This window comes from Aeromonas sp. FDAARGOS 1407 (assembly GCF_019048725.1).
In the GTDB taxonomy this organism is placed as follows: Bacteria; Pseudomonadota; Gammaproteobacteria; order Enterobacterales; family Aeromonadaceae; genus Aeromonas; species Aeromonas enteropelogenes.
In genome coordinates this window covers 1,397,047-1,414,233 of record NZ_CP077399.1, presented here as the reverse complement: position 1 = coordinate 1,414,233, position 17,187 = coordinate 1,397,047, and the positions used below count along the sequence as shown (strand labels likewise).

At 63.1% G+C, this 17,187-nt stretch carries 15 protein-coding genes; 9 read left to right on the top strand and 6 right to left on the bottom strand.

Translation table 11 applies throughout. The features are described 5' to 3' along the window. The first annotated feature begins 105 nt into the window (after window positions 1-105). Entirely contained in the window at window positions 106-990 is an 885-nt protein-coding gene (locus I6L37_RS06855) for a LysR family transcriptional regulator (RefSeq protein ID WP_216993599.1), read from the top strand. On the opposite strand, the gene I6L37_RS06850 is transcribed toward I6L37_RS06855, so the two are convergent. Both I6L37_RS06850 and ybaK read right to left on the bottom strand, forming a co-directional pair. After that, window positions 984-1,868: a hypothetical protein gene (locus I6L37_RS06850; RefSeq protein WP_216994131.1), complete on the bottom strand. Its 885-nt coding sequence runs from the start codon at window positions 1,866-1,868 to the stop codon at window positions 984-986. The genes I6L37_RS06855 and I6L37_RS06850 overlap by 7 nt on opposite strands. Window positions 1,869-2,029: 161 nt before the next feature. Then, on the bottom strand, window positions 2,030-2,497 hold the full coding sequence (gene ybaK, locus I6L37_RS06845; protein ID WP_026457579.1) for a Cys-tRNA(Pro) deacylase: 468 nt from the start codon (window positions 2,495-2,497) through the stop codon (window positions 2,030-2,032). A 202-nt stretch (window positions 2,498-2,699) separates the two neighbouring features. Between ybaK and I6L37_RS06840 the strand changes: the two genes are divergently transcribed. Beyond that, window positions 2,700-3,302 (top strand): histidine phosphatase family protein, encoded by a 603-nt coding sequence (locus I6L37_RS06840; protein WP_216993598.1) that lies wholly within the window; start codon window positions 2,700-2,702, stop codon window positions 3,300-3,302. 101 nt (window positions 3,303-3,403) lie between these two features. On the opposite strand, the gene ppc is transcribed toward I6L37_RS06840, so the two are convergent. Next, window positions 3,404-6,037 carry a phosphoenolpyruvate carboxylase gene (ppc, locus tag I6L37_RS06835; protein ID WP_061476547.1) on the bottom strand — a complete coding sequence of 878 codons (2,634 nt, stop codon included), beginning with the start codon at window positions 6,035-6,037 and terminating at the stop codon, window positions 3,404-3,406. A 232-nt stretch (window positions 6,038-6,269) separates the two neighbouring features. Then, on the bottom strand, window positions 6,270-7,415 hold the full coding sequence (gene argE, locus I6L37_RS06830; protein ID WP_216993597.1) for an acetylornithine deacetylase: 1,146 nt from the start codon (window positions 7,413-7,415) through the stop codon (window positions 6,270-6,272). 275 nt (window positions 7,416-7,690) lie between these two features. Between argE and argC the strand changes: the two genes are divergently transcribed. The 6 genes from argC to I6L37_RS06800 all read left to right on the top strand — a co-directional run bounded on the left by argC (window position 7,691) and on the right by I6L37_RS06800 (window position 14,096). Beyond that, window positions 7,691-8,698 (top strand): N-acetyl-gamma-glutamyl-phosphate reductase, encoded by a 1,008-nt coding sequence (gene argC, locus I6L37_RS06825; RefSeq protein ID WP_216993596.1) that lies wholly within the window; start codon window positions 7,691-7,693, stop codon window positions 8,696-8,698. 23 nt (window positions 8,699-8,721) lie between these two features. Continuing rightward, window positions 8,722-9,501 (top strand): acetylglutamate kinase, encoded by a 780-nt coding sequence (gene argB / locus I6L37_RS06820; protein ID WP_216993595.1) that lies wholly within the window; start codon window positions 8,722-8,724, stop codon window positions 9,499-9,501. A gap of 23 nt (window positions 9,502-9,524) precedes the next feature. Beyond that, window positions 9,525-10,448, top strand: coding sequence for an ornithine carbamoyltransferase (locus I6L37_RS06815; RefSeq protein ID WP_201941532.1), 924 nt, complete (start codon window positions 9,525-9,527; stop codon window positions 10,446-10,448). Window positions 10,449-10,502: 54 nt separating this feature from the next. Continuing rightward, window positions 10,503-11,738, top strand: a complete 1,236-nt coding sequence (locus I6L37_RS06810; RefSeq protein WP_216993594.1) for an argininosuccinate synthase — start codon at window positions 10,503-10,505, stop codon at window positions 11,736-11,738. Window positions 11,739-11,933: 195 nt separating this feature from the next. After that, window positions 11,934-13,316, top strand: coding sequence for an argininosuccinate lyase (gene argH / locus I6L37_RS06805; RefSeq protein WP_216993593.1), 1,383 nt, complete (start codon window positions 11,934-11,936; stop codon window positions 13,314-13,316). Window positions 13,317-13,460: 144 nt separating this feature from the next. Beyond that, entirely contained in the window at window positions 13,461-14,096 is a 636-nt protein-coding gene (locus tag I6L37_RS06800; protein ID WP_216993592.1) for an FMN-binding negative transcriptional regulator, read from the top strand. A gap of 62 nt (window positions 14,097-14,158) precedes the next feature. Here I6L37_RS06800 and I6L37_RS06795 read toward each other — a convergent pair whose 3' ends face one another. After that, window positions 14,159-14,614 carry a hypothetical protein gene (locus I6L37_RS06795; protein WP_216994130.1) on the bottom strand — a complete coding sequence of 152 codons (456 nt, stop codon included), beginning with the start codon at window positions 14,612-14,614 and terminating at the stop codon, window positions 14,159-14,161. A gap of 457 nt (window positions 14,615-15,071) precedes the next feature. Between I6L37_RS06795 and I6L37_RS06790 the strand changes: the two genes are divergently transcribed. Continuing rightward, window positions 15,072-15,764: a B3/4 domain-containing protein gene (locus I6L37_RS06790; protein WP_216993591.1), complete on the top strand. Its 693-nt coding sequence runs from the start codon at window positions 15,072-15,074 to the stop codon at window positions 15,762-15,764. Window positions 15,765-15,845: 81 nt separating this feature from the next. Here I6L37_RS06790 and I6L37_RS06785 read toward each other — a convergent pair whose 3' ends face one another. Then, window positions 15,846-17,018: a nucleoside recognition domain-containing protein gene (locus I6L37_RS06785; RefSeq protein ID WP_216993590.1), complete on the bottom strand. Its 1,173-nt coding sequence runs from the start codon at window positions 17,016-17,018 to the stop codon at window positions 15,846-15,848. Window positions 17,019-17,187 lie beyond the last annotated feature (169 nt).

The following is a 17,187-nucleotide window of genomic DNA, read 5'->3' as shown; positions in this document are numbered from 1 at the left end:
AAAGAGACGGGAAACCTGCAAAAAATGAATTTAAATTATCAAAATTATGCCAAATTGGCATGTTAGGATAACCCGATCAGACACACGCCAACCAGAGGGAAATCCATGGATATCCGGGCCCTGCGCTACTTCGTCGAACTGGTGCGGGAGCAGAGTTTCACCCGCGCCTCGGAAAAGCTGTTCGTCACCCAGCCCACCATCAGCAAGATGATCCGCAACATGGAGGAGGAGCTGGGCCAGCCCCTGTTGAGCCGCTCGGGGCGCCGCTTCACCCTGACCGACAGCGGCCGGGTGCTGTTCAACCGCGCCCAGACCATACTCGCCGAGATGCAGCAGCTGGAAGACGAGCTGGCCGACCTGCAGAGCCTGAAGCACGGACGCCTCACCCTCGGCATTCCCCCCATGGTGGGCCATGTCTATGCGGACCTGATCCGCGCCTATCGGGCCTGTTATCCCGGCGTGGAGCTGAGCCTGGTGGAGTATGGTGGACGCCGCATTGAACAGGCGGTGCTGGAGGGAGAGCTGGATCTGGCCATCACCATGCTGCCGACCAGGGAGGAAGCTGCCCTCAGTACCCTGGAGCTGGACTGCTACCCGATCCGGGTGGTGTTGCCGGATCTGCCCCGCTGGCACGGCGACGCTCCGCTTCGACTCGATGTCCTGCAAGATGAGCCCTTTCTGCTCTACACCCGGGCCTTCACCCTGAGCGAGCGGCTGGAGCAGGCCTGCCAGCTGGCCGGCTTCGAGCCCCAGGTAGCGGCCCGCAGCAGCCAGTGGGACTTTCTCATCGCCATGGTGCGCAGCGGCATGGGGGTGGCCTTCCTGCCCGAGCCAGTCTGCCGCAGGCTGACCCCGGACGGGCTGGTGCTGCGCCCGCTGGCGCCGGAACTGAGCTGGCGGCTCGGGGTGATCTGGCCGAAGGAGCGTTACCTCTCCCGCACTGCAGAGGCCTGGCTGGCGCTCTGCCGTGAGCGCCATCAGCCTCACTGATCGCCGAAACGATCCGTCATCGGGTTGTAGAAGTAGGGGCGGTAATCGAAGCCGATCCCCTTGAGGAAGGGATTATCCAGCCGGATCAGGTGGCGCTGCGGCAGCTTGGCAAAGTCGATGGCCGGGCCGAAGCTGCCGCGCCACAGCGCCTGCAGCGAACCATCCTGCCAGGCCAGTTGCAGCCCCAGCTCGACCCGCTTGATGGCCTCACCGTTTTTCCCGTTGGTATAAAAGACCCGTGGCAGTGGGTAGTAGAGTAACAGGCTGTCATCGACGGTGAGATCGGTCACCCCCTGATGGGTCAGCAACTCGTTGCGAAGCTCGCTCACCCCGCGGCAAAACAGATCGAAACGACCGCGGGACACCATCTTGAACAGCTTCTCGTAACCATCCACCTCCAACACCTGCAAGCCCGAGCGGCGCAGGATCTCGATATCCAGCCACCCCTTGCCCTGACCGAAAGTAAATGGCTGCAGCTCCTTGAGACTGGTCACCCGGGTGACGGCCGCCTGTTGCTGCGGGCTGACAAAGCAGATCCGGTAGCTGACGATGCCAAGGTGAATGGGGAAACGGACATAGGCCAATCCCTCTCCCTCGCGAGCGCTGCTGTAGCTATCCATCACCATCAGGTTGGGCAGCAGATTGAGATCCATGCTCAGACGTGCTCGCGCCTTGGTCATGGTGGGCGCAGGAACCAATTCGTAGTCGCCGAAGGTGTCGCGGGTCTTGTCAAGGGCGAGGCGCAGCAGCTCCCTGTCATAGGTGGTGCGGGGATCCTGCTCGCTCTCCGGGCCTATATAGGTGAAAAGGGTGGCAGCCTGTGCCATCACCGGCAACAAGCAGAGCAGGGAGGCAAACATCAAACGCGGCAACACCATAAACTGGACCTTGGCAAGAGAGACACCCACAAGTGTAGCCACTGGTGTCCCTCTATCGCCGCCCTGCCCTACTTGCCATGGCAACCCGGACCTCTGTTGGTCTGAGCACACTGCTGGCCTCAACCCGGCACGGGTCGCCCCTTCTGGGCGAGGTGCTTCGCTTACTGCTCTTCCCCGATGGGAGCGGCAATCCACTTCATCAGGGTCAGCATGTCCTGGGGTGCCACGCCGACCGAAAGGCCGCGCTTGCCGCCGCTCACCAGGATCTCATCAAACTGCATGGCCGACTCGTCGAGCACGGTAGGCAGCAGCTTCTTCTGGGCCAGCGGGCTGATGCCACCCACCTTGTAGCCGGTCAGCTTCTCCGCCTCCGCCGGCTTCATCATCTCCACCTTCTTGAGGCCGGTGGCCTTGGCCAGCTGTTTCAGGCTGCACATGCCGGACGAGGGGACGATGGCCACCACCGCCTGCTTGTCGTGGTGGGCGATCAGGGTCTTGAACACTTGGGCCTCCGGCAGGCCGAGCTGGGTCGCGGCATGCTTGCCGAAATCGTCGTGGGCTTCGCACTCGTAGGGGTAGAGCTTGTGAGGGATCTTGAGCTTCTTCAAGAGGTTGATGGCAGGAGTCATGATAAATGCCTTGAGTCAAAACAAGACCAGACAGTCTGCGCCTGCATGGCGGGGGATGCAAGCCGGGGCAGGCTGCCACACCATTGTGTCTCCCGGGAGCGGGCCGGCGAATGCGGTCAGTTTTGACTCAAAATCCCGCTTTTGCCATCGCGTCGCGCCTGGGGTAGTTTTTCCCTCCCCAAGAAAACTGCCGGAGGAGTGAATGGCGAGAAGAATCATGGTGCTGAGACACGGCGAGACCCTGTTCAATGCACAGCAGAAGCTGCAAGGGCATTGCAACTCGGCATTGACCGGGCGCGGTGAAGCGCAGGCCAGAGGCGTCGGGCAACGACTGGCACAGCATCTGGCTGGCCGCCCCTACCGGGTCTATGCCAGCGATCTGGGGCGGGCCATGCAGACCGCCGCCATCGTCTGCGGCGAGCTGGACTATCCGGCCGACCAGATAGTGCCTGAGCCCAGGGTGCGGGAGTTCTCTCTCGGGGAGTGGGAGCAGCGCACCATCCCTGACTTGCTGGCCGCTCAGCCCGATCTGCTTGAGCGCCGTGACTGGTACTTGCAGGCCCCCGGCTGCGAGCCGTGTGACGGAGTACGGGCCCGCCTGGCCGACTGGCTGGCCGGCTTGCCAGAGGATGAGGATGTGGTGGTGGTGAGCCACGGCCTGACCGGCGTAGTGCTGCGCGGCATGCTGCTCGGGCTCGATGAGGAGGCCACCTGGCAGCAGGATCTGCCCCAGGATGCCTTCTTCATCATCGAAGCGGGAAGCATGACCCGGGTTGACTGCACGCCCGTGCTTGAGCCTGCGTAACAGGCTGACTTTATCAGCATCTGAACATCGAAAAGGGCGCCTTGTCGGCGCCCTTTGGCATTATGGGAACTGGCTGAACGCGGCTCGCGTCGCCAGCGTCATCAACCGGTGTTGCGCATCCCTGCGGCGATACCGGCGATGGTGACCATCAGCGCCTTGTCCAGCTCGGGGTGCAGGGTCTCCGGGTGGTTGCGGGAGCGGTTGAGCAGCTCGGCCTGCAGCACGTTGAGCGGGTCAGTGTAGGGGTTGCGCAGCTTGATGGACTCCTTGATCCAGGGCTGATCCTCCAGCAGATCCCCGCGCGGGCTCAGCTTCAGCACCACCTCGATGGATTCGGCGAGCTCCTGACGCAGCTGCTGGCCGAGGCCCCACAGCTCCTTGGGCACCAGACGGGTGTCGTAGTACTCGGCGAGCCAGGCGTCCGCTTTCAGGAACACCATCTCCAACATCTCGAGACGGGTGCGGAAGAAGGGCCACTGGGCACTCATCTCCGCCAGCACTTCGAGCTTGCCGCCATCGATGGCCTGTTGCAGCCCCTTGTGGGCACCGAGCCAGGCCGGCAGCATCAGGCGGTTCTGGGTCCAGGCGAAGATCCACGGAATGGCGCGCAGACTCTCGACACCGCCGTTGGGCTTGCGCTTGGCCGGACGAGAGCCGAGCGGCAGCTTGCCGAGCTCCATCTCCGGCGTCGCTGCTCGGAAGTAAGGCACGAAGTCCGCATGACCACGCACGATACTGCGGTAGTGTTCGCAGGAGTCGGCGGCCAGCTGCTCCATCACCTCGCGCCAGCACTCCTTCGGCTTGGGCGGCGGCAGCAGGTTCCCTTCCAGCACGGCGCTGGTGTAGAGCTCCAGGCTCTTGATGGCCACCTTGGGCAGGCCGAACTTGAAGCGGATCATCTCCCCCTGCTCTGTGGTACGCAACCCCCCGCGCAGGGATCCCGGCGGCTGGGAGAGGATCGCCTGGTGAGCCGGCGCGCCACCACGGCCGACGGTACCGCCGCGGCCATGGAACAGGGTGAGGCGAATGTTGTTGGCCTCGGCCAGCCCAACCAGGGACTCCATGGCGGCGTACTGGGCCCAGCCCGCGGCCATCATGCCCGCATCCTTGGCAGAGTCGGAGTAGCCGATCATCACGTACTGACGGCCCTGGATATAGCCGCGATACCAGTCCACCGACAGCAGGCGCGCCATCACGGCGGTGCCCGCCATCAGGTCATCCTGGGTCTCGAACAGCGGGGCGACCGGCATGCGGAACTTGCAGCCGGCCTCTTTGAGCAGCAGCTGCACCGCCAGCACGTCGGAGGGAGCGCCCGCCATGGAGATGATGTAGATGCCGAATGCATCCGGGTCGTGGCCGGCGATCACCTGGCAGGTATCCAGGGTTTCGCGGGTCTCGGCACTCGGCTCCCAATCGTGGGGAATCAGCGGGCGGCGGGAGTTCAGCTCGTTGAGCAGGAAGGCCTGCTTGTCATCCTCACTCCACTCGGCGTAGTCACCCATGCCCAGATAGCGGGTCAGTTCGGAGAAGACCTGGCCGTGGCGCTCGCCATCCTGACGGATGTCCAGCTTGACCAGATGGATGCCGAAGCAGGCGACCTTGCGCAGCACGTCCAGCAGCATGCCATCGGCAATATTGCCCATGCCGCAGGCGTGCAGGGAGTGGTAGCAGAGCTCCAGCGGCTCGCGCAGCTGAGCGGTAGTTTTGATGAGGTCGCGGCTCTCGCTCACCTGACCCTGCACCTTGGCGGTCAAGTGTTCCTTGGTTTCGCGCAGCGCCTCGCGCAGCTCGCGCACCAGGGCGCGGTAGGGCTCGGGATGATCCCCTACCCGCTCGCGCACAGCCTCGGTGCAGTCGGACATGGAAAGCTCGGAGGTGAGCTCCTTGATGTCCTTGTAGAAGAGGCTCACCGCCATCCAGCGGCCCAGCTCCAGCACTTCGGCGGTCACCTTGGCGGTGACGAAGGGGTTGCCGTCGCGGTCACCGCCCATCCAGGAGGTGAACTTGACCGGTGCGGCATCCAGCGGCAGCCGCACACCCAGGTGGTGTTGCAGGCGCTCGTCCAGATTGCGCATGAATTCGGGAATGGCCGGCCACAGGCTGTTTTCTACCACGGCAAAGCCCCACTTGGCTTCGTCCACCGGGGTCGGACGCTGCTCGCGGATCTCGTTGGTGTGCCAAGCCTGATTGATCAGCTGTTCGATGCGATTGAGGATTTTGTCCCGCTCGCGGGGCAGCAGGTCGGAGAGCTCCAGCGCCTCCAGGCAGTCGTTAAGCTGCACATGCTTGTGGATAAGGGTGCGACGGGTCACCTCGGTGGGGTGGGCGGTCAGCACCAGATCGATATCCAGCTCGCGCACCGCCTGGATGATGGCCTCCTGCGACAGATTGGAGGCTTTCAGCTTGTCGAACATCAGCTCCAGCGGATCCGGGGTGCAGGTCTGCTCTTCGCAGCGACGGGAGATGGTGTGGAACTGTTCTGCCACGTTGGCCAGATTGAGGAACTGGCTGAAGGCGCGGGCCACCGGCAGCAGCTCGTCATCGGAGAGGGTGCGCAGGGTATCGAGCAGACGTTCCCGATCGGCCTCATTGCCCTTGCGGGAGGACTTGGCCAGCTGGCGAATGGTTTCGATCTTGTCGAGGAAGGCCTGACCCTGATGATCCTTGATGGACTTGCCCAGCAGTTGACCCAGCATGCCTACGTTGGCGCGTAGTGCGGCGTACTTTTCGTTCATTCCACATCCTTATCTTGTTGGTGCCTGACACCCGTCCCGGGGTGCATGACAGCCTCACTTATTGTTGTGCGATTACAACATATGCTCCATCATCTTAGGGTGACAATCTACCCAGATTGTCTGCGCAAGGTCAAATAACAGGCCGATTCAGAAGATGTATTTCCATCACCTCTCCAGGCGCGGCTTGTTATGTAACTTACTTACAAATGTTCTGCTCTCTGCGCCGTGCCCGTCACAGGCAAAAACGGCGGATCAGGTGCTGCAGCACCGCCGTGGTCGGCTTGACGAAGGAGAGGTCCAGATACTCGTCCGGCTGGTGCGCCTGGGCGATGTGGCCCGGACCCAGCACTATTGTCTGGCATCCCAACTGCTGGATAAAGGGGGCCTCGGTGCAGTAGTTCACGGATTCGGCGGCCCGACCGCTCGCCTTCTCGGCCTCGCGCACCAGCTCCGAGTCATCTGCGCAAGCATAGGCGGGGATGGGCTCGTGCAGGTGCTGCAGGTGCAGGCAGCCGGGCTGGTGAATTTCGATGGGGGAGAGCGCTTCTTTCAGCATCCCCATCAGCTCATCCGGCCCTACCTGCGGGGTGGGTCGCATGTCGATATGCAGCTCGCAGCAGCCGCAGATACGGTTCGGGCTGTCGCCCCCCTGGATGTAGCCGAGATTCAGGGTCGGCTGGGGCACCGCAAAGCGATGGTCGGCGTATTTCTCCTTCAGGCTGTGTTGCAGCTTGAGCACCTGGCCCATGGCCTGATGCATGATCTCCAGCGCATTGACGCCATTGGCGGGATCCGAGCTGTGGCCGCTCTTGCCCGTGATGCGGATCGCCTCCGACATGTGCCCCTTGTGGGCCACCACGGGCACCAGACCGGTGGGCTCACCGATCACCGCGTAGTCCGGCTTGAGCTCGGCCGCCGCCGCGATGGCGCGCGCCCCCGCCATGGTGGTCTCCTCATCGGCAGTCGCCAGAATGCGCAGTGGCTTGTCGAGAGTCTTGAGGTCTATCTCTTTCAGCGCTTCCACGATAAAGGCAAAGAAGCCCTTCATATCGATGGTTCCCAGCCCGTACAAGCGGTTGCCCTCTTCGGTCACCTTGAAGGGATCCTTGCGCCAGCCTCCCTCATCGAATGGCACAGTGTCCGTGTGGCCCGCCAGCAGCAGCCCTCCTTCCCCCTGACCATAAGTCGCCACCAGGTTGAACTTGCCCGGCAGCTCAGGTAGAGCGGTGACCTCGCAGCGAAAGCCGAGCTGGGTGAACCAGTCCGCCAGCAGCCGGATCACCGCCTCGTTGCTCTGATCCCACTTGGGATCCGTGCTGCTGATGGAGGGAATCGCAATAATGTTCTTGTAGAGAGAAAAAAAATCCAGATTGGCCACCCGCTCCTCCTTGCGTCCCCGAAACGTTTCTGATAGAAAATACAAATGCAATGTGAATGCATGAATATGCTGCAAGTTTAACAGGATACGCAGCCCACTGACAAAGGCTACTAGTTGTAAGGGAAAGTTAATGTTCTGTCACCTGATCTATAACCGACGACACAACCCCGCCTGAATTGCCCCTCCGCACCAGTTGCACCAAAGGGGCGATTGACCACCCCTTGCCTCGCAGCACCACGCTGTGAAATTCGAACTCTGACTTGGAATACTCAACAATGCTTAACACCGTTATCGTCGGTGCCAGTGGCTACGCGGGAGCCGAACTGGCCGCACTGGTCCAGAACCATCCACAACTCAAGCTGTTCGGGCTCTATGTCTCGGCCGGCAGCCAGGACGCCCACAAGCGTTTCTCCTCCCTGCATCCCCAGTGGGTCGGCAAGCTGGATCAGCCGCTGCTGCCGCTGGACGAGGATGGCATGACCCGGATCCTGACCCAGGCTGACCTGGTGCTGCTGGCCACCGCCCATGAGGTGAGTGCCGAGCTGGCGCCCAGGTTCCTGGCCAAGGGGCTGCCGGTGTTCGATCTCTCCGGCGCCTTCCGGGTCAAGGATCAGGATTTCTACGCCTCCTTCTACGGCTTCACCCACGACAGCGAACAGTGGCTGGAGCAGGCCGCCTACGGTCTGGCGGAGTGGAATGCACAGGCCATCCAGGCCGCCCAGCTTGTCGCCGTACCCGGCTGCTATCCGACCGCCTCCCTGTGCGCCCTCAAACCGCTGCAGCAGGCCAGCCTCATCGCCAAGGGGTGGCAGCCCATCATCAATGCGGTCTCCGGGGTATCCGGGGCCGGTCGCAAGGCGGCCATCAACACCAGCTTCTGCGAGGTGAGCCTCAATCCCTACGGCACCTTCAATCACAGGCACCAGCCGGAGATCAGCCACCACCTCGGCAAGGAGGTGCTGTTCCAGCCCCACCTTGGCAACTATGTGCGCGGCATCCTGGCCACCATCTATGTGCAGCTGGCGGACGGCGTGACTCCGGCCCAGGTGGATCAGGCCTACCTCAAAGCCTACGAAGGCAAGCCGCTGGTGCGCCTCACCGGCCAGATGCCCTCCATCCGCGGGGTGGCGGGTACCCCTTACTGCGACATCGCCTGGCAACAACAGGGCAACATGCTGGTGGTGGTCTCTGCCATCGACAACCTGCTCAAGGGTGCCGCCTCCCAGGCGATGCAGTGCATAAATATCAAATTCGGTTTCGACGCAGGCCAGGGCCTGATTTAAAGACTCAAGGAAGGATCGCAACGATGGACAAACAGACTCTGGTCATCAAGCTGGGCGGCGCCCTGATCGAGAACGACGAGGCACTGACCGCCCTGTTCGCCACCCTCAAGACATTTCTGGACGAGCAGCACAGACCCCTGGTGCTGGTGCACGGCGGCGGCTGCCTGGTGGACGACCTGCTCAAGGGGCTGGGGCTCACCTCCAGCAAGAAGAACGGCCTGCGGGTGACCCCGTTCGAGCAGATCCCCTTTATCGCCGGCGCGCTGGCGGGCACCGCCAACAAGATGATGATGGCCAAGGCCATCGCCACCGGCATCCCGGCGGTGGGGCTCTGCCTCGCCGATGGCGGTCTGTGCCAGGTGACCCAACTCGATCCGGATCTCGGCGCGGTCGGTGACTGCCAGCCGGGCAACCCGGCGCTGGTGGCCGGCATCCTGGGTCAGGGCTTCCTGCCGGTGGTGAGCTCCATCGGCATCACCGCCGACGGCCAGCTGATGAACGTCAACGCGGATCAGGCGGCCACCGCCATTGCCGAGGCCCTCGGCGCCGATCTGGTGATGCTCTCCGACGTGAGCGGCATCCTGGATGGCAAGGGCAAGCTGGTGCCCCAGCTGAACAAGGTCACCGCCCTCGATCTGATGGAGAAGGGCGTCATCGCCGACGGCATGGCGGTCAAGGTGAAGGCGGCCCTGCACGCCGCCGAGACCCTGGGCAAGCCGGTCTGTGTCGCCAGCTGGCGCTACCCGGATCAGCTGCTCAAGCTGCTGGCGGGCGGTGCGGTCGGCACCCAGGTTGCGATTTGAGATCAATGAAAAAGGACACCGCCATGAAACACCTTCTGAAAGACAGCGACCTGAACAAATCGCAAATCGAGGCGCTGATCGCGCTGGGCAAATCGGTCAAGGCCGATCCGAAAAAGTACGGCCAGGCACTGGCGGGCAAGAGCGTGGTCACCCTGTTCGAGAAGCCCTCCCTGCGCACCCGGGTCACCTTCGACATCGGCATCGCCAAGCTGGGCGGCCACAGCGTCTATCTGGACCAACAGAACGGTGCGCTCGGCAAGCGCGAGTCGGTGAAAGATTTTGCCGCCAACCTGTCGCGCTGGTGTGACGCCATCGTCGCCCGGGTGTTCGACCACCAGACCCTGGTCGAGCTGGCCGAGCACGGCTCTGTGCCGGTGGTGAACAGCCTGTGCAACCTCTACCACCCCTGCCAGGGGCTGGCGGACTTCATGACCATCGCCGAGCACTACGACGATCTGTCCAAGGTGAAGCTGGCTTATCTCGGCGATGGCAACAACGTCAGCCACTCCTTGCTATTGCTGGGGGCGACGCTCGGTACCGACGTCACCCTGATCTGTCCCAAGGGCCACGGCCCGGATACCCAGATATTCCTGCAGGCCCAGGCACTGGCGGCCCAGTCAGGCGCAACCATCCACATCAGCGATGACGTGGCGGATATCGAAGGGTTCGACGTGGCCTACACCGACACCTGGGTGTCGATGGGCGACAGCACCCCGATGGAGCAGGTCACCGATCTCTTCATGCCCTACCAGATCAACCAGGCCCTGCTCGATCGCACCGGCATCCAGCACGTGCTGCACTGCCAGCCGGCACACCGGGAGCTGGAGATCACCTCGCAAGTCATGGATGGTCCGGCCTCCCTCATCATGGATGAGGCGGAAAACCGGATGCATATCCAGAACGCCGTACTGCTGACCCTGCTGGGCGGCCAGGCGTGCGGCAAATAACGGTCCTTAACCCGAATCACAACCCTTTATCGAATCATCACGGAGAGAAGTAAAATGAGCGGAATCAACAAGATAGTACTGGCTTACTCGGGCGGACTGGATACCTCGGCCATCATTCCCTGGCTCAAGGAGCATTATGACGCCGAGATCATCGCCTTCGTCGCCGACGTGGGTCAGGAGCGCGACGATCTGGAAGGGATCGAGCAGAAGGCCATCGCCTCCGGCGCCACCAAGTGCATCATCAAGGATCTGCGCGAAGAGTTCGTCAAAGAGTACGTCTACCCGACCCTGAAGACCGGCGCCGTCTATGAGGGCACCTACCTGCTGGGCACCTCCATGGCCCGTCCGGTGATCGCCAAGGCCATGGTCGAGGCCGCGCTGGCCGAGGGTGCCGACGCCATCTCCCACGGTTGCACCGGCAAGGGCAACGACCAGGTGCGTTTCGAAGGGGCCGTGGCCGCCCTGGCGCCCCAGCTGAAAGTGATCGCCCCCTGGCGTCTGTGGGACATGCGCTCCCGGGAAGATCTGCTGGCCTATCTGGAAGCCCGTCAGATCCCCTGCAAGGCGACCCTGAAGAAGATCTACAGCCGTGACGCCAACGCCTGGCACATCTCCACCGAGGGTGGCGAGCTGGAGAGTACCTGGAACGAGCCGTCCGAAGCCGTGTGGCAGTGGACCGTCTCTGCCGAGCAGGCCCCGGATCAGCCGGAATACGTCAAGCTGACCGTCGCCAAGGGCGAAGTGGTGGCCGTTGATGACCAGCCGCTCAGCCCGCACCAGATCCTGATGACCCTGAACGAGCGTGCCGGCAAGCACGGCGTGGGCCGCATCGACATCACCGAGAACCGGATGGTGGGCATGAAGTCCCGTGGCTGCTACGAGACTCCGGGTGGTACCGTCATGGTCGCCGCGCTGCGCGCCGTGGAAGAGCTGGTGCTGGACAGACCGACCCGCGCCTGGCGGGAAAAACTCGGTGCCGAGTTCTCCCACCTGGTCTATGACGGTCGCTGGTTCACCCCCCTGTGCAAGGCGATCCTCGCCTCCGCCAACGCCATCGCCGAGGATCTCGACGGGGAAGTGGTACTGAAGATGTACAAGGGCCAGGTCACCGCGACCCAGAAGAAATCGCCCAACAGCCTCTACTCCGAAGACTTCGCCACCTTCGGCGCCGACGAGGTGTACGACCAGAGCCATGCCGACGGCTTTATCCGTCTCTACACCCTGGCCAGCCGGATCCGCGCCATGAAGGAGCAGCATCTGGCCATCGGTGGCGACCACACCCACGGTTGATCACCCGGTGTGACCCGCTGATACCGGTGAGGGGGCATGGCCCCCTCACCCATAAGTGGCGGGATGTGACCAACGCGGCAGCGCCCTGGCCGCGTCTGTGAGATAACCCTCTGTCAGAGCAGAGAACAGACAAACAAGGCACGATTTCACGCTCGGGGGCCAGGCGCCGCCGACAACGCATTCAAGGAGAGCAGTATGGCACTTTGGGGTGGACGCTTCAGTCAGGGAGCCGATAGCCGGTTCAAGCAGTTCAACGATTCGCTGCGGTTCGATTACCGCCTGGCGGAGCAGGATATCCAGGGCTCCATGGCCTGGGCCCGCGCCCTGGTAAAAGTGGGCGTGTTGACCGAGGGCGAGCAGGCAAAGCTGCAACAGGCGATGGAAGTGCTGCTCGCCTCGGTGCAGCAGGATCCCCAGCAGATCCTGAGCTCGGATGCCGAAGACATCCACTCCTGGGTCGAGGGCAAGCTCATCGCCGCCGTCGGCGATCTTGGCAAGAAGCTGCACACCGGCCGCTCGCGCAACGATCAGGTCGCCACCGACCTCAAGCTCTGGTGCAAGGCGCAGGGCGAGCTGCTGGCCGCCTCCATCACAGCCCTGCAACAGGGGCTGGTGGCCTCCGCCCGGGCCAATCAGGCCGCCGTGCTGCCCGGTTACACCCATTTGCAGCGCGCCCAGCCGGTCACTTACGCCCACTGGGCGCTGGCCTATGTGGAGATGCTGGAGCGGGATCACTCCCGCCTGCAGGATGCCCTCAAGCGCCTCGACACCAGCCCGCTGGGCTGCGGCGCCCTGGCGGGCACCGCCTATGCCATCGACCGCGAGGCGCTGGCGCTGGATATGGGCTTTGCCGGTGCCACCCGCAACAGCCTGGATTCGGTGTCGGATCGGGATCACGTGGTGGAGCTGATGCACGTGGCGTCGCTCTCCATGACCCATCTGTCGCGCTTTGCCGAAGATCTGATCTTCTACAACACCGGCGAGGCGGGCTTTGTCGAGCTCTCCGACGCGGTCACCTCCGGCTCCTCCCTGATGCCGCAGAAGAAGAACCCGGATGCGCTGGAGCTTATTCGTGGCAAGACGGGTCGGGTGGTGGGCGCCCAGCTGGGCATGCTGATGAGCCTCAAGGCGCTGCCGCTGGCCTACAACAAGGACATGCAGGAAGACAAGGAGGGGCTGTTCGATGCCCTCGATACCTGGCACGACTGCCTCGACATGGCGGCCCTGGTACTGATCGACCTGAAAGTGAATGGCGAGCGCACCATGGCGGCGGCCCAGGGCGGCTACGCCAACGCCACGGAGCTCGCGGACTACCTGGTGGCCAAGGGGATCCCGTTTCGCGAGGCGCATCATATCGTCGGCGAAACAGTGGTCTACGCCATCAGTGTGCACAAGCCGCTGGAGGAGCTCTCCATCGGTGAGTTCCAGCGCTTCAGCCCGGTGATCGACTTCGACGTCTACCCCAATCTGGAGCTGGAGACGACCCTGGCCAAGCGGGTTGCCAAGGGCGGCGTCGCCCGCGAGCAAGTAGAAGCGGCCCTCACCGCCGCCGAAGCCTGGCTGGCCAAGCGCGGTTAATCCCACCGGGATATCAGGAGAGGGCGTCAGCCCTCTTTTTTATGTCGGGTTATCAGCTCGTTCCGCTTGCCCCGAGGGCGGCAAAGCGGGCATATATCCCTGACCAGGCTGAATGGATCTCAGCGCCAACCAGAAGGAACCTGCATGTATCTGCCACCCCATTTCTCGGCCACCGACCCCAAGGCCCTGCACCAACTGATCCTGGCCCATCCGCTGGGCGCCCTGATCACCCATGGCGAACAGGGGCTCGATGCCAACCACCTGCCCTTCGAATTTGACGGTGAAGAGGGGAAGCACGGCATCCTGCGCGCCCATGTGGCCCGCAACAACCCGCTCTGGCAGGAGGTGAAAGACGGCGACGAGGTGCTGGTGATCTTCAAGGCCGCCGACGGCTATATCTCCCCCAACTGGTATCCGGGCAAGCAGGCGCACCATAAACAGGTGCCGACCTGGAACTACAGCGTGGTGCATGCCCACGGCCGCATCCGGGTACGCGACGATGCCCGTTTCGTACGCCGTCTGCTGGCAAACCTGACCCGCCGCCACGAGGCCGGGGAGCCAGCGCCATGGAAGATGGCGGATGCGCCGCGAGACTATCTCGAGGCCATGGTGCAAGCCGTGGTTGGCATCGAGATCGAGGTAATACGGCTGGTCGGCAAGTTCAAGCTGGGTCAAAACAAGGATGAGTCGGATCGCCAAGGGGCCGTCCACGCCTTGCAGGCAAAGGGACTGACAGAGCTGGCCGGCGACATGGCAAGCCCGCCCTCGCCTCTCGCATAACCCTTTGAGCAAAAACCAAAACGGCAACCATCAGGTTGCCGTTTTGTTTTATTTATCCAGGCTCACGCGCTGGCATTCAGCAGCCTGCCGACCCCCTCCCCCTTGCCGTTGGGCAGGGTCTGTTTAAAGGCGGCGAGCAGCTGATCGAGGTTGAGACTGCTTGCCCCCAGGGAGCCCTTGAGGGTGTCGAGTTCGCTGCGCAGCGCATCGAGACGGGTGCCCTGGGTGCCATTGGCGAGCTGGGTGCGGGCTGCGTCGATGGCATCCGGCAGGGACTGGCCACCAAACTCCTGCCCCAGGCTCTGCACCAGATCGCTCATAAAGTGGTTGATGGCGGGGCGATTTTGCTCGCTGTTAGCATCCTTGATACCGAGGCGCTGGAACAGGCTCTGGACCGTCGGGGCCAGACGCTCCGGCTGTGCGGCCTGCGGCGCCGCTTGCGTCTTGCCACTGCTGCTCAGCAACTGACTGCCGAGCTTGAGGGCAATGGAGGCGATGGGAAGCAGGGTACTGATCATCATGATATCTCTCCGCGGCGATGGCCCTGGGTGGTGTTGCCAAGAGAAGTGCATAAGCGGGGCCAACATGGCGAAAAAAACGCCGGCCATGGCTAACGCCTTGAGCCGCCATCTGATTTACCGAGCCGCATCGACTCGCAAAGTGGGAAGCGCCCCCTCCCCGCAAGCCACCGGCGGCCAGAAGCTGCCATCTGCGCGCCAAGCGGCAAGTGACTGCGGCAAGACAGTTTGCCTCCTGTTCTCTGGCCCCTTGCGACCATAAGAGGCAGCAGACAGTCCCCTTTTATCGGCGCATTTATTAGGGAATCTTATTGGCATTAAGATGATGTCGATTTTCTTATCATCCCGCTTCCCGCAAGATGGCTCGCAGATCGGGTCCGCCCATCTTGGTATCTTGTGTCCCTTGTTCTCGGTGGCCCTGCCTCTCTGTAAGTCAAACACCTGTCCCGGAGTCCTTATGTCGTTGATAACACCTCTGATTGCCCCCGAAGTCACTCACATCGCTCCCGGATTCAGAGCCCTCAGCATCACGGTGCAGGCGGCCGCCATCAGCGATCCCGAAGTGGGCGCTCGTGCGCTGGACAGCGCCTTTGCCGCCATGGCGCGGGGGGATGCCCCCTGGGCCGAGGCACACCTTAGCGCCTGGGCGGACGTGTTCAGAAAATTTGGTGCCAAGCCGCAGCGCACCCCCTGCTCCGCCGAGGCGCTGAGAAAGCGGGTGGCCCGCGATGGCAGCCTGCCGAGCATCGACCCCATCGTCGATCTCTACAATGCCATCAGCATCGAGTACGCCATCCCGGTCGGCGGGGAGAACCAGGTTGCCTATCAGGGCATCCCCCGTCTGGTGGTGGCCGATGGCAGCGAGCTGTTCGACACCGTCAAGGGGGGTGAAACCGCCCACGAATCCCCCGAGCCGGGCGAGGTGGTCTGGCGGGATGACAAGGGCGTCACCTGCCGGCGCTGGAACTGGCGGCAGGGGGTGCGCACCCGCCTCAGCGTGGAGTCCAGCAAGATGTGGTTCATTCTGGAGAGCCTGCCCGAGATGCCGCTGGAGGCCCTCCATGAGGCCGGGGAGAAGCTGGTGGCCGGCATTCGCCAGATGATGCCGGGGGCTCTGATCGAACAGGTCCTGATTGGCGAGCAGGGCTGAGCCCCTTTCCCCCCGACGAAACAGACAGGGGGCAGAAATGCAAAGAGGCTCCGAAGAGCCTCTTTTTTATGCCTTGCCCGCTTATCCCAGCAGCAGATAGAGCTGGTGTGCCGCCACCCCGGCGCACAGGCCGCCGACGGTGTGGGCCACGATGGCGCGGGAGGTGAGATGGCGATAGCCGAGGGCATCCAGCATCGCGGTGTGGGTGCTCAAAAAGCCGCTCCAGCACATCCCCATGGCGGTGAACACGGCTACCTCGTTGCCGGTGATCCACCCCTTGGCGATAAAGGGGGGGACCAGCGACATGGCCGCGCCGACCGCGCCGAGGGAGGTGGCCGGGAAGGCGACCAGCTCCGGCTGCTGGAAGCCGAACAGCAGATCAAACAGCCAGCCCGCCTTGGCCGCCAGCACAGGCAGCAGCGCCACCCCCTGGAAGGCCTCGCCGGTATAACCCTTCTCCCCCGGGCCGAAGGTCAACAGCATCACGAAGGTGCTGATGATCAGCACCCCGGGGATCACCGCCATCCCGAGTTCGACGCCGGACTTGCCGCCATCAAGCAGGGAGTTGAGCACCCGCAGCCAGCCAGGTGCCGCCTCTTTGCGAAGGCCCGGCTTGGGACCATGGGTTCCCTCCAGGCTCTCGGGCAGCACCTCGCCAACCAGCGGGCGGATCATCCGCTGCATCAGTCGGGTGGACACCACTGAGCCCACCAGGGCCCCGAGCAGGCCGATCAGCGCCGCCGTGGCGGTGGATTCGCCGCCCGGCAGCTGCAGGGTGGCCATAAAGGTCACCACGATCAGTCCCATGCCGAAGGCGGTGCCGAAGTTGGTCAGCGATACCAGCTGCCAGGGGGTGAAGCCCTTGCGAAAGCGGCTGTCCCTGGCGAGGCTGATCACCGCCGGATTGTCGGAGAAGAAGGTCATCAGGGCCGCCAGGGCGGTGCGACCCGGCAGGCGAAACACCGGCTTCATCAGGGGCGCCAGCAGCACCTCCAGCAGGCGGATCACTCCGAACTCGCTCAACAGCTGGCTCAGGGCACCGGAGAGCACTGTGATCCCCATGATAAAGAGCACGGTATTGAGCAGCAGCTGGTGTGCTGTATTGAACAGGGTGTTCACCATGGCGGAAAGGCCCATCTCGCTACCCAGATAGCCAAACAGTCCCCCCAGGATCAGCAGAACCAGCACGGGTTCCAGCCAGCCACGAAGGGCGGCCAACCGCCCTTTGGATTCGATAACTACATGATTTTCCATATCTATCCTGCGTTGTGTCTGTGCGTGTGTTGTTATGGTGGCGTCAGGGCCCACGCCAAATGACAAGCCCCCGTCTTGCGACAAGGGCTCGCTGAACTGGCTCCTCCCGCCGGCCTTGCGCCTGCGGCCTATGCGCGGCCACCGTCACACCCGACGGCGCGACTGGCTC